The sequence below is a fragment of the Allobosea sp. LjRoot237 genome (assembly GCF_964253285.1).
In the GTDB taxonomy this organism is placed as follows: Bacteria; Pseudomonadota; Alphaproteobacteria; order Rhizobiales; family Beijerinckiaceae; genus Allobosea.
Genome location: NZ_CAXUQP020000001.1, coordinates 5,557,633 through 5,584,306 on the forward strand (window position 1 = coordinate 5,557,633; position 26,674 = coordinate 5,584,306).

The 26,674-nt window shown below is 66.1% G+C and carries 26 protein-coding genes; 16 read left to right on the top strand and 10 right to left on the bottom strand.

Annotation, left to right across the window (positions count from 1 at the left end; translation table 11 throughout):
• Positions 1-23 precede the first annotated feature (23 nt).
• Positions 24-443, top strand: a complete 420-nt coding sequence (locus tag ACSQ24_RS26965) for a helix-turn-helix domain-containing protein (protein WP_436097670.1) — start codon at positions 24-26, stop codon at positions 441-443.
• A 105-nt stretch (positions 444-548) separates the two neighbouring features.
• Here ACSQ24_RS26965 and ACSQ24_RS26970 read toward each other — a convergent pair whose 3' ends face one another.
• From ACSQ24_RS26970 to ACSQ24_RS26980, 3 genes are all read right to left on the bottom strand, one after another.
• A complete protein-coding gene (locus ACSQ24_RS26970) occupies positions 549-836 on the bottom strand; it encodes a hypothetical protein (protein ID WP_436097671.1) in 288 nt (95 codons plus the stop codon).
• The gene (locus ACSQ24_RS26975) at positions 829-1,473 is read right to left on the bottom strand and encodes an acyl-homoserine-lactone synthase (RefSeq protein ID WP_436097672.1); all 645 of its coding nucleotides are present in this window, start codon (positions 1,471-1,473) and stop codon (positions 829-831) included. The genes ACSQ24_RS26970 and ACSQ24_RS26975 overlap by 8 nt, the downstream gene beginning before the upstream one ends.
• A 92-nt stretch (positions 1,474-1,565) precedes the next feature.
• Entirely contained in the window at positions 1,566-2,297 is a 732-nt protein-coding gene (locus ACSQ24_RS26980; RefSeq protein ID WP_436097673.1) for an autoinducer binding domain-containing protein, read from the bottom strand.
• 146 nt (positions 2,298-2,443) lie between these two features.
• On the opposite strand from ACSQ24_RS26980, the gene ACSQ24_RS26985 reads away from it, so the two are divergent.
• The 3 genes from ACSQ24_RS26985 (at position 2,444) to trmB (ending at position 4,993) form a co-directional block, all read left to right on the top strand.
• Positions 2,444-2,857: a helix-turn-helix domain-containing protein gene (locus tag ACSQ24_RS26985; RefSeq protein ID WP_436097674.1), complete on the top strand. Its 414-nt coding sequence runs from the start codon at positions 2,444-2,446 to the stop codon at positions 2,855-2,857.
• Positions 2,858-3,014: 157 nt separating this feature from the next.
• The gene (gene metK, locus ACSQ24_RS26990; protein WP_436097675.1) at positions 3,015-4,220 is read left to right on the top strand and encodes a methionine adenosyltransferase; all 1,206 of its coding nucleotides are present in this window, start codon (positions 3,015-3,017) and stop codon (positions 4,218-4,220) included.
• 80 nt (positions 4,221-4,300) lie between these two features.
• Positions 4,301-4,993 carry a tRNA (guanine(46)-N(7))-methyltransferase TrmB gene (trmB, locus tag ACSQ24_RS26995; protein ID WP_436097676.1) on the top strand — a complete coding sequence of 231 codons (693 nt, stop codon included), beginning with the start codon at positions 4,301-4,303 and terminating at the stop codon, positions 4,991-4,993.
• Here trmB and ACSQ24_RS27000 read toward each other — a convergent pair.
• Positions 4,941-6,056 (bottom strand): DUF2336 domain-containing protein, encoded by a 1,116-nt coding sequence (locus ACSQ24_RS27000; RefSeq protein WP_436097677.1) that lies wholly within the window; start codon positions 6,054-6,056, stop codon positions 4,941-4,943. The genes trmB and ACSQ24_RS27000 overlap by 53 nt on opposite strands.
• A 310-nt stretch (positions 6,057-6,366) precedes the next feature.
• Between ACSQ24_RS27000 and rimP the strand changes: the two genes are divergently transcribed.
• The 7 genes from rimP (at position 6,367) to ACSQ24_RS27035 (ending at position 15,917) form a co-directional block, all read left to right on the top strand.
• Entirely contained in the window at positions 6,367-7,065 is a 699-nt protein-coding gene (rimP, locus tag ACSQ24_RS27005; protein ID WP_436097678.1) for a ribosome maturation factor RimP, read from the top strand.
• Between the two features lie 5 nt (positions 7,066-7,070).
• Complete coding sequence (gene nusA / locus ACSQ24_RS27010) at positions 7,071-8,666, top strand: transcription termination factor NusA (RefSeq protein ID WP_436097679.1); 1,596 nt, start codon at positions 7,071-7,073, stop codon at positions 8,664-8,666.
• 17 nt (positions 8,667-8,683) lie between these two features.
• A complete protein-coding gene (locus ACSQ24_RS27015) occupies positions 8,684-9,373 on the top strand; it encodes an RNA-binding protein (protein WP_436097680.1) in 690 nt (229 codons plus the stop codon).
• Positions 9,370-12,204, top strand: coding sequence for a translation initiation factor IF-2 (gene infB / locus ACSQ24_RS27020; protein WP_436097681.1), 2,835 nt, complete (start codon positions 9,370-9,372; stop codon positions 12,202-12,204). The genes ACSQ24_RS27015 and infB overlap by 4 nt, the downstream gene beginning before the upstream one ends.
• 99 nt (positions 12,205-12,303) lie before the next feature.
• Positions 12,304-12,759, top strand: coding sequence for a 30S ribosome-binding factor RbfA (gene rbfA / locus ACSQ24_RS27025; protein WP_436097682.1), 456 nt, complete (start codon positions 12,304-12,306; stop codon positions 12,757-12,759).
• The gene (gene truB, locus ACSQ24_RS27030; RefSeq protein ID WP_436097683.1) at positions 12,746-13,687 is read left to right on the top strand and encodes a tRNA pseudouridine(55) synthase TruB; all 942 of its coding nucleotides are present in this window, start codon (positions 12,746-12,748) and stop codon (positions 13,685-13,687) included. The genes rbfA and truB overlap by 14 nt, the downstream gene beginning before the upstream one ends.
• 172 nt (positions 13,688-13,859) lie before the next feature.
• The gene (locus ACSQ24_RS27035) at positions 13,860-15,917 is read left to right on the top strand and encodes a methyl-accepting chemotaxis protein (RefSeq protein ID WP_436097684.1); all 2,058 of its coding nucleotides are present in this window, start codon (positions 13,860-13,862) and stop codon (positions 15,915-15,917) included.
• Between the two features lie 19 nt (positions 15,918-15,936).
• Here the strand turns inward: ACSQ24_RS27035 and ACSQ24_RS27040 are convergent, their stop codons facing one another.
• On the bottom strand, positions 15,937-16,836 hold the full coding sequence (locus tag ACSQ24_RS27040; RefSeq protein WP_436097685.1) for an AraC family transcriptional regulator: 900 nt from the start codon (positions 16,834-16,836) through the stop codon (positions 15,937-15,939).
• A 298-nt stretch (positions 16,837-17,134) separates the two neighbouring features.
• Between ACSQ24_RS27040 and ACSQ24_RS27045 the strand changes: the two genes are divergently transcribed.
• Positions 17,135-17,521 carry an Atu4866 domain-containing protein gene (locus ACSQ24_RS27045; RefSeq protein ID WP_436097686.1) on the top strand — a complete coding sequence of 129 codons (387 nt, stop codon included), beginning with the start codon at positions 17,135-17,137 and terminating at the stop codon, positions 17,519-17,521.
• 37 nt (positions 17,522-17,558) lie between these two features.
• Here the strand turns inward: ACSQ24_RS27045 and ACSQ24_RS27050 are convergent, their stop codons facing one another.
• The gene (locus ACSQ24_RS27050) at positions 17,559-18,170 is read right to left on the bottom strand and encodes an NAD(P)-dependent oxidoreductase (protein ID WP_436097687.1); all 612 of its coding nucleotides are present in this window, start codon (positions 18,168-18,170) and stop codon (positions 17,559-17,561) included.
• A gap of 119 nt (positions 18,171-18,289) precedes the next feature.
• Between ACSQ24_RS27050 and ACSQ24_RS27055 the strand changes: the two genes are divergently transcribed.
• Complete coding sequence (locus tag ACSQ24_RS27055) at positions 18,290-18,661, top strand: winged helix-turn-helix transcriptional regulator (RefSeq protein WP_436097688.1); 372 nt, start codon at positions 18,290-18,292, stop codon at positions 18,659-18,661.
• Here the strand turns inward: ACSQ24_RS27055 and ligD are convergent, their stop codons facing one another.
• The 4 genes from ligD to ACSQ24_RS27075 all read right to left on the bottom strand — a co-directional run bounded on the left by ligD (position 18,662) and on the right by ACSQ24_RS27075 (position 22,924).
• Positions 18,662-21,196 (bottom strand): DNA ligase D, encoded by a 2,535-nt coding sequence (gene ligD / locus ACSQ24_RS27060; protein ID WP_436097689.1) that lies wholly within the window; start codon positions 21,194-21,196, stop codon positions 18,662-18,664.
• A gap of 18 nt (positions 21,197-21,214) precedes the next feature.
• Entirely contained in the window at positions 21,215-22,105 is an 891-nt protein-coding gene (locus ACSQ24_RS27065; protein ID WP_436097690.1) for a Ku protein, read from the bottom strand.
• Entirely contained in the window at positions 22,105-22,338 is a 234-nt protein-coding gene (locus ACSQ24_RS27070; protein WP_436097691.1) for a hypothetical protein, read from the bottom strand. The genes ACSQ24_RS27065 and ACSQ24_RS27070 overlap by 1 nt, the downstream gene beginning before the upstream one ends.
• Positions 22,339-22,426: 88 nt before the next feature.
• A complete protein-coding gene (locus ACSQ24_RS27075; protein ID WP_436097692.1) occupies positions 22,427-22,924 on the bottom strand; it encodes an NUDIX domain-containing protein in 498 nt (165 codons plus the stop codon).
• Positions 22,925-23,108: 184 nt separating this feature from the next.
• Between ACSQ24_RS27075 and rpsO the strand changes: the two genes are divergently transcribed.
• From rpsO to ACSQ24_RS27090, 3 genes are all read left to right on the top strand, one after another.
• On the top strand, positions 23,109-23,378 hold the full coding sequence (rpsO, locus tag ACSQ24_RS27080) for a 30S ribosomal protein S15 (RefSeq protein ID WP_126114668.1): 270 nt from the start codon (positions 23,109-23,111) through the stop codon (positions 23,376-23,378).
• Positions 23,379-23,659: 281 nt separating this feature from the next.
• A complete protein-coding gene (pnp, locus tag ACSQ24_RS27085) occupies positions 23,660-25,831 on the top strand; it encodes a polyribonucleotide nucleotidyltransferase (protein ID WP_436097693.1) in 2,172 nt (723 codons plus the stop codon).
• Between the two features lie 136 nt (positions 25,832-25,967).
• Positions 25,968-26,600: a pyridoxamine 5'-phosphate oxidase family protein gene (locus ACSQ24_RS27090; RefSeq protein WP_436097694.1), complete on the top strand. Its 633-nt coding sequence runs from the start codon at positions 25,968-25,970 to the stop codon at positions 26,598-26,600.
• Positions 26,601-26,674: the final 74 nt, after the last annotated feature.

Genomic DNA, 26,674 nt, shown 5'->3' on the forward strand with positions numbered 1-26,674 from the left:
AACAGCAAAAGGGGCCGGCGAGAATGCTGAAGAAAGTACCCAACCCGATCGATCGTCATGTCGGCAGCCGCGTCCGCATGCGCCGCATGCTTGCCGGCGTCAGCCAGGAAAGGCTCGGGGAGGCGCTCGGCCTGACCTTCCAGCAAGTACAGAAATACGAGAAGGGCACCAATCGGATCAGTGCCAGCCGCCTGCAGCAGATCTCGAAGATGCTGGGCGTTCCGGTTGCATTCTTCTTCGACGGGGCGCCGAACGACGACACCATAGAAAGCGGCTTCGCCGATTCCTCGGCCACGACCTATGTCGCCGACTTCCTCGCCACCAGCGAGGGCGTGCAGCTGACCAAGGCTTTCGTGCGCATCAAGAATCCCCGGGTGCGCCGGCGTATCGTCGATCTGGTCGATTCGCTCGCCGACGTCCCGGCCGAGACCATCGAGCAATAGCACTCGGGTTACGCGGGGCGACGGGCACTCGATAGCCGACTGGTCAGGCCGTTTCCGGCCTGACCAGCGATTCCCAACGCGAATTGAGATCGCTGTCGAGCCGCTTCAGTGCAGGACCGGCGCCGTCTCCTGAGTCAGAACAAGCGTGCTCCGGTTGATCCGCTGCAGCTGTGGATTGGGATTCACCAGCAGGAAATCCCTGAGCTTCACCTGATCCGGCTCCGACATTGAGAGGATCTGGACCGCAAGCCAGAGTTCATCCGGCAAGTCCATGCGGTAGGCGACGTCCACCAGCTCCTGATGCATCGGTTGGTTACGAAGCAGGTTTGTGAGTAGTCCCAGCGCGTATTCGATCTTGGCGCGGCTACTGTCGGCATCGTGCTGACTAGCCATGCGGAATCCTCCGCTCGCCCGGAGCCCGCTTTGCCTCGCGGCGCGGCTGGATCACCGGTGCAGCGATGTCCTTGAAAGCAAGCGTGCGGCGGTAAGCCTCTTCGCTCACGGTAATGATCGTGCCGACGCAGTTCATGCCGTCGATCATCGCCGGCAGGCCGAGCGGCCGGACCTCCCAGCCCAGCTCCAGAAAGCGCGGCATCCACCAGGTTTCCATCACCACCGTGATCGCGGCGACATCATTGGCCAGGCAATGCTCGAACATGCCGGCCAGAACGGTGTACAGAACCTTGCTGTCGCCACCGCGCCGTTCCGGCACGACGAAGATGCGCGTCCATTCGACGATATCGCTGCCGCGCTGAAGCCCGCGCACATCGGCCAGGAACGGGAACACATCCGCCATCAGATGCGGACCCAGCGTCGGGACGAGCCTGGTGCCGCCGATCACCCGCCCGTTCTCGACCGCGAGCAGATAAGTCGCTTCCTCGTTGTCGAACTGGTCGATCTCCCGGCCATCGGGCCGCTCGAGCGCCATCCATTTGCGCTCGCCGACATAAATCTGGTGCCGAATCCTGAAATGCTGCTCGAGTTCGGCACCGTAGAGATGCCGATTGCCGGCATCGACAACATGGATCATCACCGCGTCCCCCTGTTCAAGGAACGCAAGCTGCCGCTTTTCCGTCCACCCGGGTATTCCGGAATTCCGGAAGATTGGCGCCGAATTTCAGTTCAGATGCTGATTTCACCGCGGCGATAGGCTTCAATAACCGTGCGTGTTCGCCCGCGGACCCCGAGCTTCCTGGCGGCGTTCTCGAAATGCGCTTCCGCGGTCCCCGGCGAAACACCGAGGCGTTCCGCGACGCCCTCGGTCGTCTTGCCGGTTGCGAACCAGGTCAGGACCTCGCGCTCGCGGACGGTCAGGACGTGATCGAGCCGCGCCGGTCGCAAGCAATCCGCCGCCTTGCCATGCGCGTAGATCGACATCAGATGGATCGCCGAGCGGGCCTGGCGCGACAAGTCCGGCCGATCACCCGCCATGGTGACGACGGCCTGGAAGCCCGCTTCGCCATGGATCGGAACACAGAAGCCTTCGATCATGTTGAAGTCGCGTGCCCGATGCATCACCTCGCGCTGGCGCGCAGATGCCTCATCCTCGTGATAGATGTCGCCCCAGGCGAAAGGATCGATCGTCGTCTTGCAATAGGCCGCGATCGGATCCCAATCCGAGAACGATCTTTCCAGATAGAGCTCGAACCAGCCCGGCGGCCAGCCATTGAGGAGGACCAGCGGATCGATCCGGTCCCCGATCTCCGGTAGCCCGGTGATCAGGAAGGCGTGGAAGCCATAGCCAGCGAGCTTGTCGCGTAGCGCGGCGACGACCGTGGTCGGATCGGTGAGGGTGCTCAGCCGGTCGATGAAATCGAGCGCGTCCCGTCCCGCGTTGAAATGCCGTCCCGACATGTCCCGCCTTCCTTGACCATGCCAGTTTCGGCCCAGTGCGTCCAAGAATCAACGCATACCAACGAATACCCGTCTATTTCCTGCAAAGAGCGGCGGTAGACGCGAGATCGGAAGTGCGATTGAGTGTGGAATGAGGTGAACGGCCCATGCTGAAGAAACTCCCGAACCCGATCGATCGCCATGTCGGCAGCCGTGTGCGCATGCAGCGCATGCTGGCAGGAATCAGCCAGGAGAAACTCGGCGAGGCGCTCGGCCTGACCTTTCAGCAGATTCAGAAATACGAGAAGGGCACCAATAGAATCAGCGCCAGCCGGCTGCAGCAGATCGCCAAGATGCTGGGCGTTCCTGTTGCTTTCTTTTTCGAGGGCGCCCCAGCCGGAGATGCGGTAGCAGGCGGCTTCACCGACACTGCCGCTACTTCCTATGTCGCCGACTTCCTGGCCACGAGCGAGGGCATACAGCTGTCGAAGGCGTTCGTGCGCATCAAGAGCCCGCGCGTACGTCGACGGGTTATCGACCTGGTCGAAGCTCTGGCGCACGACTCCGGGGAAACTGCCTGATTCTTCGTTTTTTTGTTCGCCTCGACGAACGAAATGTCGATGAAAAGAATTTCTCGCCTTGACGGCGAACCTTTCCGCTGCAAAAGACGCTGCGCTTTTTTATTTGCAACCGGCTGTCCGCCGGCGTCGCATCGCAGCTTGGGAAGGATCCCCACCCGTGTCCCGCCAGAATTATCTCTTCACCAGCGAATCCGTCTCCGAAGGCCATCCGGACAAGGTCTGTGACCGAATTTCCGACGAGATCGTCGATCTGTTCTTCAAGGAGGCGATCAAGGCGGGGCATGATCCGGCGCAGGTGCGCGTTGCCGCCGAGACGCTTGCGACCACCAACCGCATCGTCATTGCCGGTGAGGTCCGCACCCATCTCGACGAGAAGCAGATCAAGTCGAAGGTGAAGTCGGCGGCGCGCAAAGCGGTCCGCGCGATCGGCTACGAGCAGGACGGCTTCCACTGGAAGAAGGCGAAGATCGACGTGCTGCTGCACCCGCAGTCGGCCGACATCGCCATGGGCGTCGACGAAAGCAGCAACAAGGATGTCGGTGCGGGCGACCAGGGCATCATGTTCGGCTATGCCTGCCGTGAGACGCCGGAACTGATGGCGGCTCCGATCTACTACGCCCACAAGATCCTCGAGGTCCTCGCCAAGGCGCGCCATGCCGGCGAAGGCGCCGCCGCCAAGCTCGGCCCCGACGCCAAGAGCCAGGTCACCGTCAAGTACGAGAACGGCAAGCCGGTCGGCGTCACGCAGATCGTACTCTCGACCCAGCATCTCGACGAGAAGCTGACCTCGGCCGACGTCCGCAAGATCGTCGAGCCCTATATCCGCCAGACCCTGCCCGATGGCTGGATCTCGAAGGAGACCGTCTGGCACGTCAATCCGACCGGCAAGTTCGTGATCGGCGGCCCCGACGGCGACGCCGGCCTGACCGGCCGCAAGATCATCGTCGACACCTATGGTGGCGCGGCTCCGCATGGCGGCGGTGCCTTCTCGGGCAAGGATCCGACCAAGGTCGACCGCTCGGCGGCTTACGCGGCGCGCTATCTCGCAAAGAACGTCGTCGCGGCCAAGCTCGCCGACCGCTGCACGATCCAGCTCTCCTACGCCATCGGCGTCGCCAAGCCGCTGTCGATCTATGTCGATCTGCACGGCACCGGCAAGGTCGACGAGGCCAAGCTCGAGAGCGTACTCGGCGACGTCATGGACCTGACGCCGCGCGGCATCCGCACCCATCTCGCTCTCAACAAGCCGATCTATGCCAAGTCGGCAGCCTATGGCCATTTCGGCCGCAAGGCTGGCCGCGACGGCAGCTTCTCCTGGGAGAAGACCGATCTGGTCGACGCGCTGAAGAAGGCTGTCGCCTGATCCCGTCGTCACCGCATGCGTGAAGGCCGGGGCTGCGCCCCGGCCTTTTTCTTTTCCGTCCAGGCCGTAAAAGCGTCCTCATGACAGACCAGCACGATTCAGAACGGGCCTTCTTCGGCCGGCGCAAGGGCAAGGGGCTGCGCCAGGGCCAGGCCGAGCGCATCGCCGAGGCCCTACCGGCGCTCCGCCTGCCCGAAGGACCGATCCTCGACCTGAAGGCGCTTTTCCCGGTTCCGGTCGAGGCTGTCCGACTCGAGATCGGCTTCGGCGGCGGCGAGCATCTCCTGTCGCGCATGCGGGAGAGCCCGCAGATCGGCTTCATCGGCGTCGAGCCCTTCGTCAACGGCATGGCCAAGTTCCTGGCCGTGATCGAACAGGAGGGTCTGCGCAACATCCGGCTCTGGGACCGCGATGCCGCGCTGCTCCTTCCGCTCTTACCGGCCGGAAGCATCGACGCGGCTGATCTGCTCTATCCGGACCCCTGGCCCAAGCGCCGTCAGCGCAAGCGCCGCTTCGTCTCCGAACGGACGCTGGCGCTGCTCGCCAGGGTGCTGCGGCCGGGTGGCCGCTTCCGCTTCGCCAGCGATATCGACGACTATGTCGGCTGGACACTGGCGCGGCTCATCGCCTCGCCCGATTTCGATTGGGTCGATGAGAGCGCCGAGAATTGGCGCCGACCCTATCCTGGCTGGGTCCGCACGCGCTACGAGGCCAAGGCGGTCAAGGCCGGGCGGGTGCCAAGCTATCTGACTGCGCACCGTCGCGCATCCTGAGGAAGCCGAGCACGCGCTGGGCCGTCGTCGGCGTGAGGTTGCGGAAGCTCTGACGAGCCCGCTCAAGCAGTGACGCGGACTTGCCATCGCCCTTGCGCAGGCCGATCAGCGCCCTGGTCGTCTCCCAGGACCATCCCATGCCACGCGCCACCAGAAGAACGGCGTCGCGATCCGGGCCGAACACGATCTGCTCGGTCGCCGGCAGGGTCAGGCGAGCCAGAGTGGCGACGCCGCAGATGGCGTGCTCCACCGCGCCGGACGTCGCATATTGCGAGATCACGGATTCGTCGAGCTTGGCGGCCTCGTCGAGGGCCTTGACGTCGGCCAGCGCTTTACCGAACCGGCCGAGCTCGTCCCCGATGGTCGCCTGGACCGAGACGGCCTCGGCGCCGCGTTCGACCGCGCCGGCGACCGCACCCGCCAGGGCCGGTTCGAGTGAGGCTTCGAGCCGGCGGCGGACCGAGCTCTTGGCCGCAGCCATCAGCTGTTCGGCGAGATCGGCCGGAATGTCGACGCGGGCGCCGAGCGTCGCCTGCAGGGCATCGTCCTGGGAGGCCCGCATGACCAGGACGCCCATGCCGTGCCGCGAGAAGCGGGCGGTCTGGTTGGCAGCGACGGCATGCGTCACGACACGGCCGCCCCGCAGGATCAGGAAATCGGTGACCGGCTCGCCGAGATCGGGACGCTCGGTGATGGCAAGCATGTGATCGCGCCCTTTCGCCGCCGCGACGGCGACGAGATCATGGTCACTGAGACGAGGCGAGCCGACGAGAACCGGTCGGGCGACCGCGATCTCGTCGAGGGCGAGCTGGCGGACGACGCCGCTCGGCGCGTTGGGGACGGGCGCCAGCCGCTCCGCCAGTTCGATGCGCGCCCTGATCTCAATCGCACGCGCGAGGCGGCCGATGACCACATCGAAGACGCCGACCTGATCCTCGCCCATATTTTGGGCCGTGCTGAGGAAGAGATCGGTCAGCCGCGCCAGGATCGCGGCGCGCTCGCTGTTCGAGCCCCGCGCCATCGTCGTCTCAAGATCGCGCAGCAACGTACCGACAGGACTCATCACGCAACCTCGCGACACACCATCCCCATGTCGTAACAGCGAAGAATGACCAGTGGGTTAGCGGGATCGCCGCAATCGCGGAGACGCTTGCAAGATCATCGAAACAGGACTAGATAGCGGCCAACAGCTCTGGTTTCGGTGTAAGCCGGCGATCAAGAGCGGGCCCACCGGCCCGCTCTTTTTTATTGGCCGAACCCTTCCACGAGCCTGGAGCCGGATCCAATCAGGTTGGAACAACCTCGTTGGTGAATCCGCCTCTAAACTTTTGGTAGAGAACGCGCGCGCCGCGGGAGATGGGCGAGCCATACGGATGGGCGAGCAGAACAGCCAGGATCAGGAAGCGCGGATCGTCGTCGAGAGCGGCGTCGCCGCGCGCGTTGCCGCGATCATCGAGCCAGCGATCGCGGATCTCGGCTACCGGCTGGTGCGCGTGCGCATCACCGCCCAGAATGGCTGCACTGTCCAGATCATGGCCGAAAAGCCCGACGGCACCATGACCGTCGAAGGTTGCGAGGCGGTGAGCCAGGCGGTTTCGCCGGCGCTGGACGTCGACGATCCGATCCAGGCGGCGTATCATCTGGAGGTGTCGTCGCCGGGCATCGATCGCCCGTTGGTCAGGCCGGGCGACTTCGAGCGCTGGGCCGGCCATCTGGCCAAGATCGAGACCAGCGAGCCTCATGCCGGCCGCAAGCGTTTCCGCGGCATTCTTCGGGGGGCAAGCGGCACCGACGCATTGCTGACGCGCGACGATGCCAAGACGGAAGAGGAACGCGATGTCGCGATCCCGATGCGGCTGATCCTCGAGGCGCGGCTGGTACTGACCGATGCGCTCGTCACCGAGTCGCTCAGACGCGGCAAATCCGGCCTGGCGCCGCAAATGCCGCCCGCCGACGAAATCGCCCAGCCCGCGCCCGGGCGCGGCAAGTCGCTGGGCCCCCGCGACCCCAAGGCCCGCAAACCGGGCAAGGGCCGCAAGGGGCCAGTGCAGAACACACAGGAAGAGGAGTGAGCGCCATGGCTGTTAGCGCCAACCGGCTCGAGCTGTTGCAGATCGCCGATGCCGTCGCCCGCGAGAAGTCGATCGACCGCCAGATCGTGATCGACGCGATGCAGGACGCGATCGCCAAGGCGGCGCGCTCGCGCTACGGCGCCGAGACCGACGTCCATGCCGAGATCAATTCGAAATCGGGCGAGCTCCGGCTGGCCCGCCATCTCCAGGTCGTCGATCTCGTCGAGAACGGCGCCGTCGAGATCACGGTCGACGAGGCCAAGCGCCACAACCCGGCCGCTCAGGTCGGCGACGTGATCGCCGATCCGCTGCCGCCCTTCGATTTCGGCCGCATCGCCGCCCAGTCGGCCAAGCAGGTCATCGTGCAGAAGGTGCGCGAGGCCGAGCGCGACCGGCAGTATGACGAGTATAAGGATCGCATCGGCGAGATCGTCAACGGCGCCGTCAAGCGCGTCGAATACGGCAATGTCTTCGTCGATCTTGGCCGCGGCGAGGCGATCATCCGCCGCGACGAGATGATTCCGCGCGAGACCTTCAAGGTCGGCGACCGGGCTCGCGCCTATGTCTACGATGTTCGCCGCGAGCCGCGCGGGCCGCAGATCTTCCTGTCACGCACGCATCCGCAGTTCATGTCGAAGCTGTTCGGCCAGGAAGTGCCGGAGATTTATGACGGCATCGTCGAGATCAAGGCCGTCGCCCGCGATCCGGGCTCGCGCGCCAAGATCGCGGTGATCTCGCGCGATTCCTCGATCGATCCGGTCGGCGCCTGCGTCGGCATGCGCGGCTCGCGCGTGCAGGCCGTGGTCGGCGAGCTGCAGGGCGAGAAGATCGACATCATCCCGTGGTCGCCCGATGTCGCGACCTTCGTCGTCAACGCATTGCAGCCGGCAGAAGTCGCGAAGGTGGTGCTGGACGAGGAAGCCGACAAGATCGAGGTCGTGGTGCCGGACGAGCAGCTCTCGCTCGCCATCGGCCGCCGCGGTCAGAATGTTCGACTCGCTTCGCAGCTCACCGGCTGGGACATCGACATCCTGACCGAAGCCGAGGAATCGGAACGCCGCCAGAAGGAATTCGTGCAGCGCACCGAGCTGTTCATGAACGCACTCAACGTCGACGAGACGGTCGGCCAGCTGCTCGCTTCGGAAGGCTTCCGCTCGGTCGAGGAGGTCGCCTATGTCGAGCCGACCGAATTGTCCTCGATCGAGGGCTTCGACGAGGACACCGCTGGGGAAATCCAGAGCCGTGCTCAGGAGTATCTCGCTGCGATCGAGGCCGAGTTCGACGACAAGCGCAAGGCGCTGGGTGTCGCGGACGAGCTGCGCGAGGTCGAAGGCATCACCACGGCGATGATGGTCGCGCTCGGCGAGAACGACGTGAAGAACGTAGAGGACCTCGCCGGCTGCGCCACCGATGACCTCGTCGGCTGGACCGAGCGCAAGGATGGCGAGTCCACCCGTCATTCCGGCTATCTCGACGGTTTCGACCTGTCTCGGCAGGAGGCCGAGGCGATTGTGATGGCGGCGCGCGTCAAGGCGGGCTGGATCGAGGCGCCAGAGCCCGAGGCTGAGACCGAAACCGAGACCGAGGAGTCGCAGGCCTGAGCCGGAGCGACATCGAGATGAACCGGCGCGGCCTGCGCGAAGGTCCGGAACGGACCTGCGCGCTGACGCGGCAGGCACGGGCGCCGGAGGATTTGATCCGCTTCGTGGTCGGCCCCGGCGACGCGCTGGTGCCGGACATCAGGCGCAAATTGCCGGGGCGCGGCGTCTGGGTCTCGCTCAGTGCTGCTGCGGTCGGCGAAGCGGTCAAGCGGCGCGCCTTCGAGCGCTCGCTGAAGACGAAGGTGACGGTGTCGCCTGATCTCGCGGCCGAGGTCGACGCCCTGCTGGTCAGGGATGCGATCCAGGCGCTTGCCATGGCGAACAAGGCAGGGCTGGTCTCGACCGGCTTCGCCAAGGTCGAGGCGCAGGCAGGAGCCGGACGCCCCGCTGCGGTGATCGCCGCTAGCGACGGTGCAGAGGACGGCAGGCGCAAGATCGGCCAGGCGCTCCGGCGGGCGGCGACGCCGAAAGACATACCGGTCGTGGCGATTTTCGCCTCGGCTGAACTGGAACTGGCGCTCGGGCGTGAGCATGTGATACATGCAGCGCTTGCTCCGGGTCCGGCGACTGAGGGTTTCCTCGCGCGCTGGCGTCGGCTCGTCCGTTTTCGGACGAACGATGCTGGCGAAACGGCGTTTATCGACCCGACTGAATCCGACGCGCGTGACCAGACGAAGACCGAACCGGCAGGACCGAAAGCGGAATGAGTGATACCAAGACCCCCGGCGACAAGACCTTGAGCGTGACGCCTCCCAAGACGTTGTCGCTGAAGCGGCCTGTCGAACAGAGCACTGTCCGACAGAGCTTCTCGCATGGGCGCTCGAAGCAGGTCGTCGTCGAGGTCAAGCGCCGCGTCGCCGGCCACGAGCCGGCTCCGGCTCCCGTAGCGCGCGCCCCCCAGCCGCCTCAGGCTCCGACACCACCGCGGCCGCAACCGCCTCAGGCGCCGCCGCAGGTCAACCGGCCGGCCAGCGGCATGCTGCTGCGCACGCTCTCCGACGACGAGAAGGATGCGCGCCAGCGCGCCCTCTCCGATGCACGCGCCAGCGAGGCCGAAGCCCGCTCCCACGCCGAGGAGGAAGCGCGCCAGCGCGCCGCCCGCGAACAGCGTGAGCGCGCCGAGCGCGAGGCCGCCCAGGCCCGCCAGCGCGAGGAAGAAGACCGCCGCCGGCAGGAGGACGAGCACAAGCGCCGGGCCGAGAGCGCGGCCCGCCAGCGCATGAGCGAGGAGGCTGCGCCGCCGCGGCCCGCGCCGGTGCGCGATGCAGCAGTACCTGCCAGCGCTCCCCCGGCCTCGACCTACACGCAGACACCGCGCCCCGCTCCTTCTGGACCACGGGAGCCGCGCGAATTCGGTGGGCCGCGCCCGCCGGCACGCGATGTCGGCGCCCGTCCGCCGCGTCTGGATTTCCGGCCGCCGCGGCCGGATTCGCCGCGTCCGCCGCGCCCCGATGCGAGCGCGCCCGCCGAGCCGGTCGTCGCCCGGCCGGTCCGGCAGGCGCCATCCGCTGGCGCTCCGCGCAGCCGCCCCGATGATGGCGAGGCGCGTCCCGCCTTCCGCCGCCCGGGTGGAGCTCCCGGCGCACCCCGAGGCGCGCCGGCCCCTGCGCCCAAGACGCCCAAGGTCGGCGAGAAGCCGCGCGGCCGCCTGACGCTGTCGACCGCGACTGGCGGAGACGACGAGCGGACCCGCTCGCTCGCTTCCTTCCGCCGCCGCGTGCAGCGCATGACGGGTCATCGCGCTTCGGACGTCGCCAAGGAACGCGTGATGCGTGAGGTGATCATCCCGGAGACGATCACCATCCAGGAACTCGCCAACCGCATGACCGAGCGGGGCGTCGACGTCATCCGCCTGCTGATGAAGCAGGGCGCGATGCACAAGATCACCGACGTGATCGACGCCGACACCGCCCAGCTCGTGGCCGAGGAAATGGGCCACACCGTCAAGCGCGTCGCCGAATCCGACGTCGAGGAAGGCCTGTTCGACACGCCGGACACCGACGAGACCCTGGTTTCGCGCCCGCCGGTCGTGACCATCATGGGCCATGTCGACCACGGCAAGACTTCGCTGCTCGACGCGATCCGGCAGACCCATGTCGTGACCGGCGAAGCCGGCGGCATCACCCAGCATATCGGCGCCTATCAGGTGACGACGCCGAACGGCGCGAAGGTGACCTTCATCGACACGCCCGGCCACGCCGCCTTCACGGCGATGCGCGCCCGCGGCGCCAAGGTGACGGACGTCGTAGTGCTCGTCGTCGCGGCCGATGACGGCGTCATGCCGCAGACGGTCGAGGCCATCAACCACGCCAAGGCGGCCAAGGTGCCGCTGATCGTGGCGATCAACAAGATCGACAAGGCGGACGCCAACCCGGATCGCGTGCGTTCCGAGCTGCTGCAATACGAGATCCAGGTCGAGACGCTCGGCGGCGAGACGCTGGAAATCGAGGTCTCGGCCAAGACCGGCAAGAACCTCGACAAGCTGCTCGAGGCGATCGCCCTTCAGGCCGAGCTGCTCGACCTGAAGGCCAATCCAGAGCGCGCCGCCGAAGGTACCGTGATCGAGGCCAAGCTCGACCGCGGCCGTGGCCCGGTCGCGACCGTGCTGGTCCAGCGCGGTACATTGCGCACCGGCGACATCATCGTCGCCGGCTCGGAATGGGGCCGCGTCCGCGCGCTCATCGGCGATACCGGTGCCCAGATCAAGGAAGCGTCGCCATCGCTCCCGGTCGAGGTGCTCGGCTTCAACGGCACGCCGGAGGCCGGTGACCGCGTCGCGGTTGTCGAGTCCGAGGCGCGGGCCCGCGAGATCACCGATTACCGTGAACGCCAGAAGCGCGACCGTATCGCCGCACGCGGCGGCGGATCGGGCGCCGGCCGCTCGCTCGCCGAGATGATGCGCGACCTCAAGGAAGGCGCTGGCCGCAAGGAATTCCCGCTCGTCGTCAAGGGCGACGTGCAGGGTTCGGTCGAGGCTATCGTCGGCACGCTCGAAAAGGTCGGCAATGACGAGGTCCGCGCTCGCGTGCTCTCGTCCGGCGTCGGCGGCATCACCGAATCCGATGTCACGCTCGCGCAGGCTTCGGGCGCCGCCGTGATCGGCTTCAACGTGCGTGCCCACAAGGAAGCGCGCGAGGCGGCCGAACGGGCCGGCGTCGAGATCCGCTACTACAACATCATCTACAACCTCGTGGATGACGTTAAGGCGGCGATGTCGGGCCTGCTGGCCCCGACGCTGCGCGAGACCATGCTCGGCAATGCCCAGATCCTCGAGATCTTCAACGTCTCGAAGGTCGGCAAGATCGCCGGCTGCCGCGTCACCGACGGCACGATCGAGCGCGGCGCCAATGTCCGCCTGATCCGCGACAACGTCGTGGTTCACGAGGGCAAGCTCGCCCAGCTCAAGCGCTTCAAGGACGACGCCAAGGAAGTTGTGGCCGGCCAGGAGTGCGGCATGTCCTTCGAGAACTATCAGGATATGCGCGCCGGCGACGTAATCGAGTGCTATCGCGTCGAGGAGATCAAGCGGACCCTCTGATCGGCTCGCTTGCTCCCGGATAGTCCAGATGGCCGGGCTTTCGCCCGGCCATGACGTTTCAAACCCGTCCGTCCGGTCCGATCCCGGAGAACGAGAACCATGGCAAAAAAACCAAACACACAGGGCTCCGGGCCCTCGCAGCGGCAATTGCGCGTCGGCGAACTGATCCGGCATGCGCTCGCCGAGATGCTGGCGCGCGGCGACATCCATGACGATGTGCTGGCCAAGCACGTCATCACCGTCCCTGAGGTCCGGCTCTCGCCCGATCTCAAGCTCGCGACCTGCTACATCATGCCGCTTGGCGGCCAGGACGTCGCGCCGGTGTTGAAGGCGCTGGCCTCCCATACGCGCTACATCCGCGGCGAAATCGCCCATCGCGTGAACCTGAAATACGCGCCGAACGTCCGCTTCCTGCGGGATGAGAGCTTCGCTGAGGCCGAGCGCATCGATGCGCTGCTCTATTCGGACAAGGTGCGCCAAGACATCCTGAAACAGCCGCTGCGCATCGATCAGGACCAGCCGGACCAACAAGACAAGCACGATGATGACGACTGACGAGAACCGCCCGGCGGAGACCGATGGCGGCCGACCGCCGCGCCCGAAGAAGCGCGACGTGCATGGCTGGGTGGTGCTCGACAAGCCGGTCGGCATGACCTCGACCCATGCCGTCGCCGTGGTGAAGCGCGCCTTCTGCGCCAAGAAGGCCGGCCATGCCGGCACGCTCGATCCGCTGGCGTCGGGGCTGCTGCCGATCGCGCTCGGCGAGGCGACGAAGACGGTCCCCTTCGTGATGGATGGTCGCAAGGCCTATGAATTCACCGTCGCCTGGGGCTCGCAGACTGACACCGACGATACCGAGGGCAAGGTCGTCGCGACTTCGGAGCAGCGTCCTGATGAGGCGGCGATCGCGGCCCTGCTGCCGCGCTTCACCGGGACGATCCAGCAGGTGCCCCCAAAGTTCTCGGCGATCAAGATCGCCGGTGAGCGCGCCTACGACCTCGCCCGCGACGGCGAGGAGGTGACGCTGCAGGCCCGCCCGGTCGAGATCACCGCGCTGCGCATCGTCCGGCACGATGGCCCAACCACGACCTTCGAGGCCGAATGCGGCAAGGGCACCTATGTCCGCGCGATCGCCCGCGACCTCGGCCTGGCGCTCGGCTGCCTCGGCCATGTCGCGCATTTGCGCCGGACCCGTGTCGGGCCGTTCGCGGTGGCGGATGCAGCGACCGTCGAGGCGCTGCGCGATGGCGGCAACGCCACAGAGGCGCTTCTACCGGTCTCGGCCGCGCTGGCGCTGATCCCCGAGATCACTGTGCATCGCGATGCCGCGCTCAGGCTCAAGCGCGGCCAGAGCGTGCTGCTGCGCGGCCGCGACGCGCCGCTGGAAGCCGAGGCGGTCTATGCCGTGAGTGGCGGCGTCTTGATCGCCACCGGCTCGATCGCACAGGGCGAATTCGTCCCGCATCGCGTCTTCAACCTTTAGAAGAACGCCATGCGAAGCACACGTATATCGTGGTGAACTTCGTACTGAATGGGACGAATCCCCGTTAAAATAAACGGTTTTCAGCCGAATTCGGCATCTTTTAAAACGAAATTTACCAGTTTGGACGGGTTCTTAAGTGCTGGCCGGTCTCGGCCCCCTCAAGGAGCCGCCCGTGAAGAAGCTCGCCTCGCTCTGGCTACCCATCTCGAACCGTCTCACCATCCTCGGGGTTGTCATCATCGCCGCCGCCGTGGCTGCGTCGGTCGTCCTGTCGATCCGCGCGGCCGACAGCGCGATGCGCGAACGGGCTCAGGCCAGCCTGATCGTCAACAGCAACCTGTTGCGCGATGTCCTGACCTCCAAGGGCGAGCCGCGCCTCGATGGCGACAAGCTCTATTTCGGCCCCGACCTGGTGAACGGCAACTTCGCCGCGGTCGACAAGGTCAAGGCGCTCTCCGGCGGGACGGCGACCGTGTTCATGGGCGACACCCGCGTCTCGACGAATGTGCAGAAGCCGGACGGCTCGCGTGCGGTCGGCACCAAGCTGGCGCAGGGCCCGGCCCATGATGCCGTCTTCAAGGATCGCAGGACCTATTCCGGCGCCGCCGATATCCTCGGCATTCCCTATTTCACCATCTACGAGCCAATCGTCCAGAAATCGAACAATGCGGTGATCGGCATTCTCTATGTCGGGATCAAGCAATCGGACTTCCTCACCGTCATCGACGAGATGATCCGCAACAACATCGCCGCGGGCCTTGCGATCGCTGCGATCGGCGGAGCACTGCTGTTCTGGCTGACGCGCCGGATGTTGAGGCCTCTCGGCCAGCTCAAGGAAACGATGCTGAAGCTCGCAGCCGGCGATCTTGCCAGCGAACCGCCTAAGCTGCGCAGCGGCGACGAGGTCGCGGCCATGGCCGATGCGGTCGCCATCCTGCGCCAGGCAGCAATCGAGAAGGCGCGGCTGGAGACCGAAGCGGCAGAGCAATCGGAACGCAGCGATACCGAGCGCCGCAGCAACCAGGTAGAGCGTGAGCGCGCGGCAGAGCAGCAGCGCGACCATGCACGACAGCAGGAGGCGATCGTCCGCACCCTCGCCTCCGGGCTGGAGCGCCTCGCCCAGGCGGACCTGACCTGCCGGATCGAAGATGCCTTCCCGGCGGAATACGAACAGCTGCGTGCCGATTTCAACGAAGCCGTCGATCGCCTGTCCGCGACCGTCTCGACGATCCAGTCGACGGCGTCGGAGGTCGGCATGGCGGCGCGTGAGATCAACACGGGCGCGGACGATCTGTCGAAGCGCACCGAGGAGCAGGCCTCCTCGCTGGAGGAGACCGCCGCGACGACGGAGGAGCTGGCCGCTTCGGTGAAGGCCTCGGCGCAAGGCGCGCGCCAGGCGGCGGCGATCGCCGAGGAGGCGATGAAGGCGGCGCAGGATGGCGGCGCCATCGCCGGCGAGGCGGTCGCGGCCATGGCCCGGATCGAGGAAGCCTCGAAGAAGATCTCCGACATCATCCGGGTGATCGACGACATCGCCTTCCAGACCAACCTGCTCGCGCTCAACGCAGCGGTGGAAGCCGCCCGTGCCGGCGATGCCGGCAAGGGCTTCGCCGTCGTCGCCAGCGAGGTCCGTACCCTGGCGCAGCGCTCGAGCGAGGCGGCCAAGGACATTTCCGGGCTGATCTCCTCCTCGAACAGCGAGGTCGAGACCGGGGTCAAGCTGGTGCGCCGGGCCGGCGACTCGCTGGAGAAGATCCTGTCGGCCTCGCAGAAGGTCACCGGCACCATCCAGGAGATCTCGGCAGCCTCGGCCGAGCAGGCGCATGGCATCGACGAGATGAGCCAGGCGGTTGCCCATCTCGACGAGATGACGCAGGCCAACGCCGCGCTGGCCGAACAGAGCGCCGCCTCGGCCGGGGCGCTGTCGGGCCGCATCGGCGAGCTCAACACGCTGGTCGCGAGCTTCCGCACCGGAAGCAGCGCCAGCGTCGCCATGGCCGCCGGATCGGTCTCTGCCGGCCCCATGGCGCGGCCGGCGGCTACCCGCGTAGCCAGGCCTGGCGTCAGGCCGACCGCGGCGGAATCCGAGCCCCAGCGGCTGCGCCAGCTTGCCGAAGCCGCCTTCGCCCAGAGCAAGGCCACCGCGCCACGCCGCGAACACGCGCCAGCTGCACCGACCCGAAAGGTCGCCAACGGTCGCGCCGGCGACGATGGCTGGGAGGAGTTCTGAGGGCTGTTAAGCCGAGCGCTCAGCCGCTGAAGACCGCTTCGCCGCCGCGCAGACGGGCGACATCGCGCAGCGGCGGAGCGCCGAACAGGCGGCTGTATTCCCGGCTGAACTGCGAGGGGCTTTCATAGCCGACCTCGAAACCCGCCGAGGCCGCGTCCTGCGCATTAGCCAGGATCAGCCGGCGGGCTTCCTGCAGCCGCAGCTGCTTTTGGTATTGCAGCGGGCTCATCGCCGTCACGGCCTTGAAATGCTGATGCAGCGCCGAGGGGCTCATCCGTGCCTCGGTGGCGACGATCTCGATGCTGAAAGGCTTGCGGTAGTTGCGCTTGATCCAGCCGATGGCGCGATTGACCTGCTGCAACTTGCTCTCCGCCACTGCGATCTGGCGCAGGCGCGCCGCCTGCTCGCCGGTCAGCAGACGGTACAGGATCTCGCGCTCGGCCAACGGCGCGAGAACCGGAACGTCGGCAGGATTGGCCAACAGGTTGGTCAGCCGGAGCACGGCATCGAGCAGGACTGGTGTCATCGGGCTGACTGTCATACCCGAGCCAGGCGGCAGCTCCCGCTCGGCGAGGGGCGCTGATTCCAGCATGAGCGCGCTGATGGCGAGCGGGTCGAGCTCGAGCTTGACGCAGAGATAGGGCTTGTCCGGCGTCGCCTCGATCACCTGACCAATGACGGGCAGATCGAGCGAGACGACGAGACTGTGCGCCGCATCGTAGCGATAGATCCGGTCACCCAGGATCACCTGCTTGGCGCCTTGGGCGATGACGCAGAGCGCCGGCTCGTGCAGGCCATGCATCGGCTCGCTCGGCTGCGAGAGGCGGACCACCTTCAACCGCGGGATCGGCGTCATGTGAACACCGTCGGTCGGCGCGAAGCGCTCGATCAGCGCGGCGAGTTCCTCGACCTGACGCATGCGAGAATCCTCCTTCACCAACGACGGGAGCCGCCTCGGCTTCGGACTTTCATATAAGGAAGCACCAGGGTTTTGCGATGGCTTGGCCCCATCACTGGAGGATCAGGCAATGATCGCGGCGGATCGATCTACCGCGTCTCGCCTGCGCCGGTGCATCGTCGGATCATACCGGCAGCGTTGATGAACAACGGACCCATGGGCAAACGCCCTGGCGTCCCGTGCCGGTCACTACTGACATGTTCCTGTCAGAGGCGGCGCTATCTGCACCGCCCAACACCCTGAACAAAAGGAGGACATCATGCCCTTCAGCCAGGTCATCCAGTCGCTCGGCGCGATCGCGTCGATCATCGCGCCGGCTAAGCCGGTGGTTCGTCCGCTCGAGATCGATCTCGAGCTCCCCGAGCCATTGACCAAAGCCGAGCTCGCCGTGCTCGGCCGCTGGGTCAGCGAGGACGGCGCCATCCGGCTCGATCTGCGGCCCAATGGCCGCTTCGGCAAGCAGCGCGATCAGGCGCCGAGCCACGCCGGCCGCTACGAGGTCGATGCGTCGCTGCTCTATTTCGAGAGCGATGCCGGCCATGTCTGGCGCGGCGAACTCCGCCGCGGCCAGCTCGCATTCGGCGAGAAGCGTTTTCGCCGGACCATGCAGCTGGATCCGGCCAGGTTGGTCCAACCTGACCGGTGAAGCGTCTCGATCTTGAGGTTGGAGTAGGCCTCCTGCCTCAATAGCCGACAGTAAAGCGCTGGCGCGCATGCGCCGGCGCCTCCAGCTCGTCGACCAAAGCGACGGCATAGTCCTCGGCCGAGATTCGGCTCTGGCCCTTGCCGTCGACCAGGAGCTGATCCTTGCCGAGGCGGAACTGGCCGGTGCGCTCGCCCGGCGCGATCACGGCGGAGGGCGAGAGGAAGGTCCAGTCGAGACCACTCTCGCCCTTCAGCAGGTCGAGGAAGGCACCGCCCTTCCTGGCTTCATCCAGATAGATCGCCGGGAATTCGGGCGTGTCGAACAGCTTCACGCCGGGCGCGACCTCAAGGCTGCCGGCGCCGCCGACGACGAGATAGCGCTTCACGCCGGACTGCTTCACTGCGGCGAGCAGCGTCGCCGGATCGCTTGCGGAGAAGTGCACCGCGCTGATCGTCGCATCATGGCCGGCGAGCAGGGCGGCGAGCCCGTCCTTGTCGTAGACATCGCCGGTCTTCGCGGTCACACCGGCGCCCTGCGGCACCTTCTCCGGATTGCGCACGATGGCAGTGACCTGGTGGCCGCGGCTGGTCAGCTCGGCGAGCAGGCGCGAGCCGATGAAGCCAGTGGCGCCGATGAGAGCAATCTTCATGATCGATACCCCTAGTATCTGATGGGAACCAACATCCCGATGGACACCAGATGGCGCATGTGAGATTTTCCCTCAAGAAGGCACTTTCACGCCACAAGGTCACCTGCCGGAAACCTGCCATGCTGCACCGCCCCGACGCATTCGACGCCCGCTGCCCGACAAGGCAGGTGCTCGACCGGATCGGCGACAAATGGGCCGTGCTGGTGCTGATCCTGCTGGAGCAGGAAACGCTGCGCTTCAACGAGCTGCGCCGCAAGATCGAGAACATCTCGCAGAAGATGCTGTCGCAGACGCTGAAGAGCCTGGAGCGCGACGGCCTGATCACCCGCCGCGCCTTCCCGACAGTGCCGGTCACGGTCGAGTACTCCCTCACGCCGCTTGGCCACACGCTCGCCGGCACGGTCGCGGCGCTGACGCGCTGGGCCGAAGCTCATATCGGCGAGGTCGAGGAAGCGCAGCGCCGCTACGACCACGGCGAGGCCGCCGCCTGATCAGCGCTTCAGCGAACGTTTCGGCTTGAGGAACGCGGTCCAGGCGTCATCCGGCGGGCCCTCCTGCATAACCTCCGGCGCCTTGAAGGCGTCGGGCGCCAATCCCTTCTCCAGCATCTCCCAGGCGATCGGCATGGCGACCGCGGCGCCGGGGCGAGCCCTCGTCGAGAACGGCGCGATCGCGGTCGAGCCGCGGCCATTGCGGAGATAGTCGATGAAGATGCGGCCCTTGCGCGCCTTCTTCGACAGGGTCGCGGTGTAGAGCTTCGGTTCGGCCTGCTCCATCGCCTTGGCGAAGTCGCGTGCAAAGCCCTTGACCTCGTCCCAGTCCGCTTTCGGCTTCAGCGGCAGCACGACGTGGAAGCCCTTGCCGCCGGAGGTCTTGAGGAAGCTCTCGAAGCCGAGCTCTTCGAGGCGCTGGCGCACGCTCAGCGCCGCCTCGCGCACCCGCTCCATCGGAACGCCCTTGTCGGGGTCGAGATCGAAGATGATCTGGTCAGGCGTCTCGACCGCGTCGATGGTCGCGCCCCAGACATGAACCTCGACCGTGCCAAGTTGAACCAGCGCGGCAAGACCGTCGAAATCGCGGATGAAGAGCAGTTCCTCGCCATCCTTGTCCTTCATACGCGAGACCGCCTTATGCAGGCCGGCGCCAGCGTGCTTCTGGAAGAAGACCTGTCCGCCGACGCCGTCGGGCGCACGCAGCAGGCTCAGCGGGCGCTCGACCACGAACGGCGCCATGCGCTCCCAAACGCTGGCGTAATAGTCGAGCAGATCCTGCTTGGTGAAGCCGATATCGGGCCAGAGCGGCTTGTCTGGATTGCTCAGTTTCACGGCGGTCTCCGGCCCGGCTGCGGGCTTGCCAGCGGGCTTCGCTGCTCGTGACGTCTTCGTTACGGCCTTGACGGGCTTTTCCTCGACCACCTCCTGCGCCGGCTTGTCCTCGCGCAGGCCGAGGAAGGCCGAATGCCGCAGGGTCTTCGAGGCCGTCCAGGAGCCGAAGGCGATCTCGGCGACGAGATCGGGCTTGACCCAGACGATACCGCGCTCGCGGCCGGCTTCGCCTGAAAAGGGCGAAGCGTCCGCGGCGATGGCATCGAGCGTTTTTTTCAGCGCGGCGGCCGAGTTGCGAGTGAAGCCGGTGCCGACCCGGCCGGCGGGCTTCAGTTCGCCATCCTCATGATAGCCGAGGACGAGCGAGCCGAGCTGGTTGCGCGAGGTTCTCGAGGGCACATAGCCGGCGATGACGAATTCCTGCCGCTGCGTGCATTTCGACTTGACCCAGTCCCGCCCACGCCCGCTGCGATAAGGCGCCTCGGCGCGCTTTGAGATCACGCCCTCCAGCCCCATGCGGCAGGCATGGCGCAGCATGGTCTGGCCCGGCTCGACGAAATGCTCGGAATAGCGCAGTGGCGCATCCGGTCCTGCTGACCCTAACAGCTCCTCGAGCAGGCCCTTGCGGGCGAGCAGAGGCTCGGCCTGCAGGTTCTCGCCGTCGAGATGCAGCAGATCGAAGGCGAAGAAGACGAGGTTCGCAGTCTTGTCCTCCGACAATGCCGCCTGGAGGGCGGAGAAGGAGGAGATGCCGCTCTCGCCCAGCGCCACGACCTCGCCATCGATCAGCGCGGTCTCGCAAGGCAGCGCGCCGAAAGCATCGGTGATGCGGCTACCAAAGCGCTCGGTCCAGTCGAGCCCGGTGCGGGTGAGCAGCTTGACCTTTCCGTCGGAGATCCGCGCCTGCAGCCGATAACCGTCGAACTTGACCTCGTGCAGCCAGGCTTCGCCGGCCGGTGGCTTATCCTGCAAGGTTGCCAAACATGGCTCGACGAAGCGCGGCAGCTGCTCGCCCTTGGCCTTCGCTGAGCGCCCGGTGGCCTTGGCTTTTGCCGGCTTGGACTTGGCAACCTCGGACTTGCGGCCTTTCGCGGGCTTTTCGTCGGTCGACCAGACGTCCCCTCCGGGATCCTTGCCAATCTCCTCGACGCTCCTGCCCGACTTCACCGAATCCGGCGCGGTTTCCAGGATGTCCTCGTCGTCGCGAGCGAAATCGTCGTCGACCTTGATCAGCAGCCAGTTGTCGCGCTTCTCGCCGCGGCGTGGTTTCAGCCGCACCAGATGCCAGCGGCCAGCCAGCTTGTGGCCTTCGAGCGCGAAGGCAAGGTGGCCTTTTTCCATGCCGCGCACCGGATCGCCCTCTGGAATCCATTTGCCCTCGTCCCAGACGACCACGGAGCCGGCGCCGTATTCGCCTTCCGGAATCGTGCCTTCGAAGGAGCCGTATTCGAGCGGATGGTCCTCGACATGGACGGCGAGGCGCTTCTCCCCCGGGTCGAGACTCGGCCCCCGCGTCACCGCCCAGGACCAGAGCACGCCGCCATGCTCGAGCCTGAGATCGTAATGGAGGCGGCGGGCGGCGTGCTTGTGGATCACGAAGGCACCGCCGGCCTGAGCGGCCTTCCGGCGGCCGGCAGCACCTTTCGGCTCGCGGGTGCGGGAGAAATCGCGCTTCGAACGATAGAGGTCGAGATTGGCCATGGCGCCCTCCGACGCCGGTCAGGCGCTTTTCTTGGCCTTGCCGGCCGCAGGCTTTTGAGTCGGCTTTCGCGCGCCCGCTGGCTTCTTGCCGCGAGCGGCTGATTTGCGCGGCGTCTCGGCCGACGAGCCGCTCTCCTCGCCAAGGCTCTTCTTCAGCGCCTCGAACAGGTTGACGACATTGGAGGGACGCTCGGCCGGCTTCGCCACCGGCGGCTTCTTGCCCTTGCGCTTGGCCTCGATCAGGTCGAGCAGCGCTTCCTCATAGTGGTCCTCGAAGCCACTGGGATCGAACTTCGCCTGCTTCTTCTCGATGATGTGGGTGGCAAGATCGACCAGCTCCTCGTCGAGCTTGCCCTTGCGCAGGCCGTCGAAGACCTCGTTCGGCTGGCGCACGGTCTTGTCGTAGCGCAGCGTTGTCAGCAGCAGCCCCTTGTCGAAGGGTTCGATCATCGCCGGCCGCTCGCGGCGATAAAGCACGATGCGGGCGATGCCGGCCTTCTTCTGCTTCGCCATCGCCTCGCGGATCACGGCGAAGGCCTCTTCCGAGACCTCGTCGGACGGGCTGAGATAATAGGGTTGGTCGAAATAGACCTGCGGGATTGCGGCGCGATCGACGAACTGCTCGATCGACAGTGTATGTGAGCTCTCGATCTGGACCGCGTCGATCTCGTCCTCCTCGATGAGCAGGTATTCGTCGCCGCCGATCTCGTAGCCCTTGACCTCGTCGTCGGGATCGACCGGCTTGCCGCTGACGCTGTCGATATATTGCCGCCGGACGGTATTGCCGGTCTTGCGGTTGATGACGCGGAAGGAGACCTTCTCGCTATGGTCTGTCGCCGAGGTCAGTTCGACGGCGCAGGAGACCAGCGAGAGCTTAAGATAGCCCTTCCAGGCCGGGCGGGGCGCCATCAGGCCGCCCTCAGCGCCGGGCGGGCCGGGAAGGCCGGCGGCAGGCCGCGCAGCCAGGCCTCGGCCCGGACGATCTCGTCACGGGTCACGACCGGCACTGGATCGGAGAGGATCGCCAGTAGGATCTCCGGGTCGAGTTGGCCGTTGGCGATCACATCGGCAAGCGCATCGCGGGTCTCGCGCTCAGCCCGCAGCTGGGCGCCGAGCGCGGCGATGAGGCGATCCTTCGGCATGGCTGGCATGATACTCGACCTGGTTTGGAGACCTGCGGCGAGTCAACCTTTGGAGCCGGCAGAGGTTCCGGCGGGCAGTGCCTCGGAGTCAGCGAGCTGGCTCATCGTCCACCAGCACCTCCTCAGGCGGAACCGGGTCGGGCGCGCCCTCGGCAAAATATCGCGTCAGGATCGCCGGCAGGCTCAATGGCGTGAGCGGCTCCTGCACGCTGTCGAGCTCGGCAACCGGCCACCAGCGATGCTCGACGACGTTCTGCGCTTCGACCTCGTCAATCATGACGGGATCGAAGCGTGCGACCTCGACGATGCGATACTCCTCGCGCTGCGATATCCGGCGAGCGCCCCAGTCGAAGGTATGGTGGCGGCGCCAGACCAGCGCGCCGACCCTGAACTCGACCAGCCCGAGCTCTTCGCGGAGCTCGCGCTTCAGCCCGTCCTCGATCGTCTCGCCCTGATCGAGCCCGCCGCCCGGCGCGATCCAGAAGCACCGCGTCTCCCCCGGCGGTCGCAGGCGGAAGAGTAATGTCTCCCGTTCCGGCGTGAGGATGAGAGCGCGCACGGCCCGTCTTTCCTCGACTTGCTTCATGCTCTTCTCTCCGTCGCGACGCTGCATGCTAGCGTTTCCGCCAGTTTCGTGTATATGCCCGGGCAACCGGCCCGATGGCCGGCTGCGCATCCCTTCCGTGATGAGGCGGATGCGGGCTTCGGACCCTGCTGGACGACATCCCGGCCTGGCCCGCCAGATCAACACCGAACCAAAGGACATGACGATGTCGATCACTGCCGAGCGCAAGACCGCGCTCATCAACGAACACGCCACCAAGCCGAACGATACCGGTTCGCCGGAAGTCCAGGTCGCGATCCTCACCGAGCGCATCAACAACCTGACCGGCCACTTCAAGTCCCACACCAAGGACAACCATTCGCGTCGCGGCCTGCTCAAGCTGGTCTCGCAGCGCCGCTCCCTGCTCGACTACCTCAAGGGCAAGGAAGAAGCGCGCTACAAGACGCTGATCGAGAAGCTCGGCATCCGCCGCTGATCGAGACCGAATTCCGCCCGGTGCCTCGCTGCTCCGGGCGGTTCTGCTAAGGGGTCGTATCAACGGCCTTGTCCGGGAGCGCCGCAATGACGCGACGCCCCTTCCAGTGCGGCAGCCGCATGGGGCGGCCTTCCGCATGATCCGCCGGCGTCAGCGACGTCCATGGCAGGATCGCCGAGCGCCCGGGCGCCGCTTCCTTCAAGCATATCCCGGACGTTCCGCCGTCTTGCCCATGGGCTCGAGCGACGCCGGACGGATCGCATCCGACCGAAAGAAAATCCATGTTCGACATCCAAACCGAAGAGCTGATCTGGGGCGGCCGCAAGCTCGTCCTCGAAACCGGCAAGATCGCCCGCCAGGCCGACGCGGCCGTGCTCGCGACCTATGGCGAGACCGTCGTGCTCGCGACCGTCGTCTCCGCCAAGTCGCCGAAGGCCGGGATCGACTTCTTCCCGCTGACCGTGAACTACCAGGAAAAGACCTTCGCCGCCGGCCGCATTCCCGGTGGCTATTTCAAGCGCGAGGGACGCCCGACCGAGAAGGAGACGCTGGTTTCGCGCCTGATCGACCGGCCGATCCGCCCGCTCTTCGTCGAGGGCTATCGCAATGAGACGCAGGTCGTCTGCACCGTGCTGCAGCATGACCTCGAGAACGATCCCGACATCGTCGCGATGGTCGCCGCCTCCGCCGCCCTGACGCTGTCGGGCGTGCCCTTCATGGGCCCGGTCGGCGCTGCCCGCGTCGGCTACTTCGACGGCGCCTACAAGCTCAATCCGCTGGTCGACGAGATCAAGGAGTCGCAGCTCGACCTCGTCGTCGCCGGCACGCCCGACGCCGTCCTGATGGTCGAGTCGGAGGCCAAGCAGCTCTCCGAGGAGATCATGCTCGGCGCCGTGATGTTCGGCCACAAGCACTTCCAGCCGGTCATCGACGCGATCATCCGCCTGGCCGAGAAGGCCGCCAAGGAGCCGCGCGACTACGTGCCGGCCGACAATTCGGTCGTGCTGGAGGCCGTGCTCAAGCTGGTCGATGCGGATATCCGCGCCGCCTACAAGATCACCACCAAGGCCGAGCGCTACAAGGCCCTGGACGCCGCCAAGGCCAAGGTCCAGGTGCTCGTCTCGGAGACGCCGGACGGCAAGACCACCTTCACCAAGGAGCAGGTCGGCGGCCAGTTCAAGGAAGCCCAGGCCAAGGTCGTGCGCTGGACCATCCTCGACGACGGCGTCCGCATCGACGGCCGCGACCTCAAGACCGTCCGCAAGATCGTCTCGGAAGCCGGCATCCTGCCGCGCACCCACGGCTCGGCGCTGTTCACCCGCGGCGAGACGCAGGCGCTGGTCGTGACGACCCTCGGCACCGGCGACGACGAGCAGTACATCGACTCGCTGGAAGGCACCTACAAGGAAACCTTCCTGCTGCACTACAACTTCCCACCCTATTCGGTTGGTGAAGCCGGCCGCATGGGTTCGCCCGGCCGTCGCGAGATCGGACACGGCAAGCTCGCCTGGCGCGCCATCCGCCCGATGCTGCCGGCGAAGTCGGAGTTCCCCTACACGATCCGCGTCGTCTCGGAGATCACCGAGTCGAACGGCTCCTCCTCGATGGCCACCGTCTGCGGCACCTCGCTGGCGCTGATGGATGCCGGCGTGCCGCTGAAGGCGCCGGTCGCGGGCATCGCCATGGGCCTGATCCTGGAAGGCGAGCGCTTCGCAGTGCTCTCCGACATCCTCGGCGACGAGGATCATCTCGGCGACATGGACTTCAAGGTCGCCGGTACGGCCGAGGGCATTACCTCGCTGCAGATGGACATCAAGATCGCCGGCATCACCGAGGAGATCATGAAGGTCGCCCTCGACCAGGCCAAGGGCGGCCGCGATCACATCCTCAGCGAGATGAACAAGGCGCTTTCGGTGGCCCGTGGCCAGCTCGGCGAATATGCCCCGCGCATCGAGACGATGAAGATTCCGGTCGACAAGATCCGCGAAGTCATCGGCTCCGGCGGCAAGGTCATCCGCGAGATCGTCGAGAAGACCGGCGCCAAGGTCAACATCGAGGACGACGGCACCATCAAGATCGCCTCGGCCGACGGCAAGTCGATCGAAGCGGCGATCAAGTGGATCAAGTCGATCGTCTCGGAAGCCGAGCCGGGCATGATCTATGACGGCACCGTCGTGAAGGTCATGGAGTTCGGCGCCTTCGTGAACTTCTTCGGTGCCAAGGATGGCCTCGTCCATATCTCCGAGCTGGCCCCCAACCGGGTCCAGAAGGTTTCGGACGTCGTCAAGGAAGGCGAGAAGGTCAAGGTCAAGTTCCTCGGCATGGACGAGCGCGGCAAGGTCCGCTTGTCGATGAAGGTCGTCGACCAGACCACCGGCGAGGACATCACCGAGAAGCTGAAGGCCGAGCGCGACGCAGAGAAGTCCCGCGAGCGCCAGGGCGCCGAAAACTGAGGCGCCCGAAACGCTGAGCGTTTCACGTGAATCAGACGCCCCGCATCCTGCGATGCGGGGCGTTTCTTTTTGAGGGTCCCTCTGGTGCGTTGCGGCAAATTCAAATAGTCTAGACTTATCGCCTTCGGAGGCCAGCATGACCGCGCACCGCATCACTTCGCCCGAGCAGCTCGTCGCGCTCTATCCCAACCCGATCGCGCCGGCTTCGGTGATCAAGGAGATCGATCACATCGATGCCAACTACGGCGCGCTGATCGCGGCCTCGCCGTTTTTCGTGCTGGCGACCAACGGTCCGGATGGCCTGGATTGCTCGCCGCGCGGGGATCTGCCGGGCTTCGTTGCGGTCAGCGACGCCAAAACGCTGCTGATTCCGGACCGAAGAGGCAATAACCGCCTCGATTCATTGAAGAATCTTCTGTCCGACAATCGAATCGGAATGCTCTTTTTGATCCCCGGATATGGCGAAACCCTGCGCGTCAACGGCACTGCGGTGCTCTCGACCGAGCCGGAGCTATGTGCGCGCTTCGAGATGGCTGGAAAGCTGCCAGCCTGCGTGATCGTCGTCACCGTCGAGGCGGCCTACTTCCAGTGCTCGCGCGCAGTGGTGCGCGCCGACCTCTGGAACCCGGCAACGCAGGTCGACAAGCGGGCGCTGCCGAGCGCCGGCACGATCCTGCGGGAGATTTCGGCTCGCGCTGCGGCAGAGACGTTCGATGGCGAGGCCTACGACAAGGCGCTGCCGGAGCGGGTCAAGGCGACGCTATACTAATCGAGCGCGAGTCGTCCCGGGCGGAGCGCGGCCATTAGATGCTCAACCGTCGCCACGAAACGCGGGAACCCTCT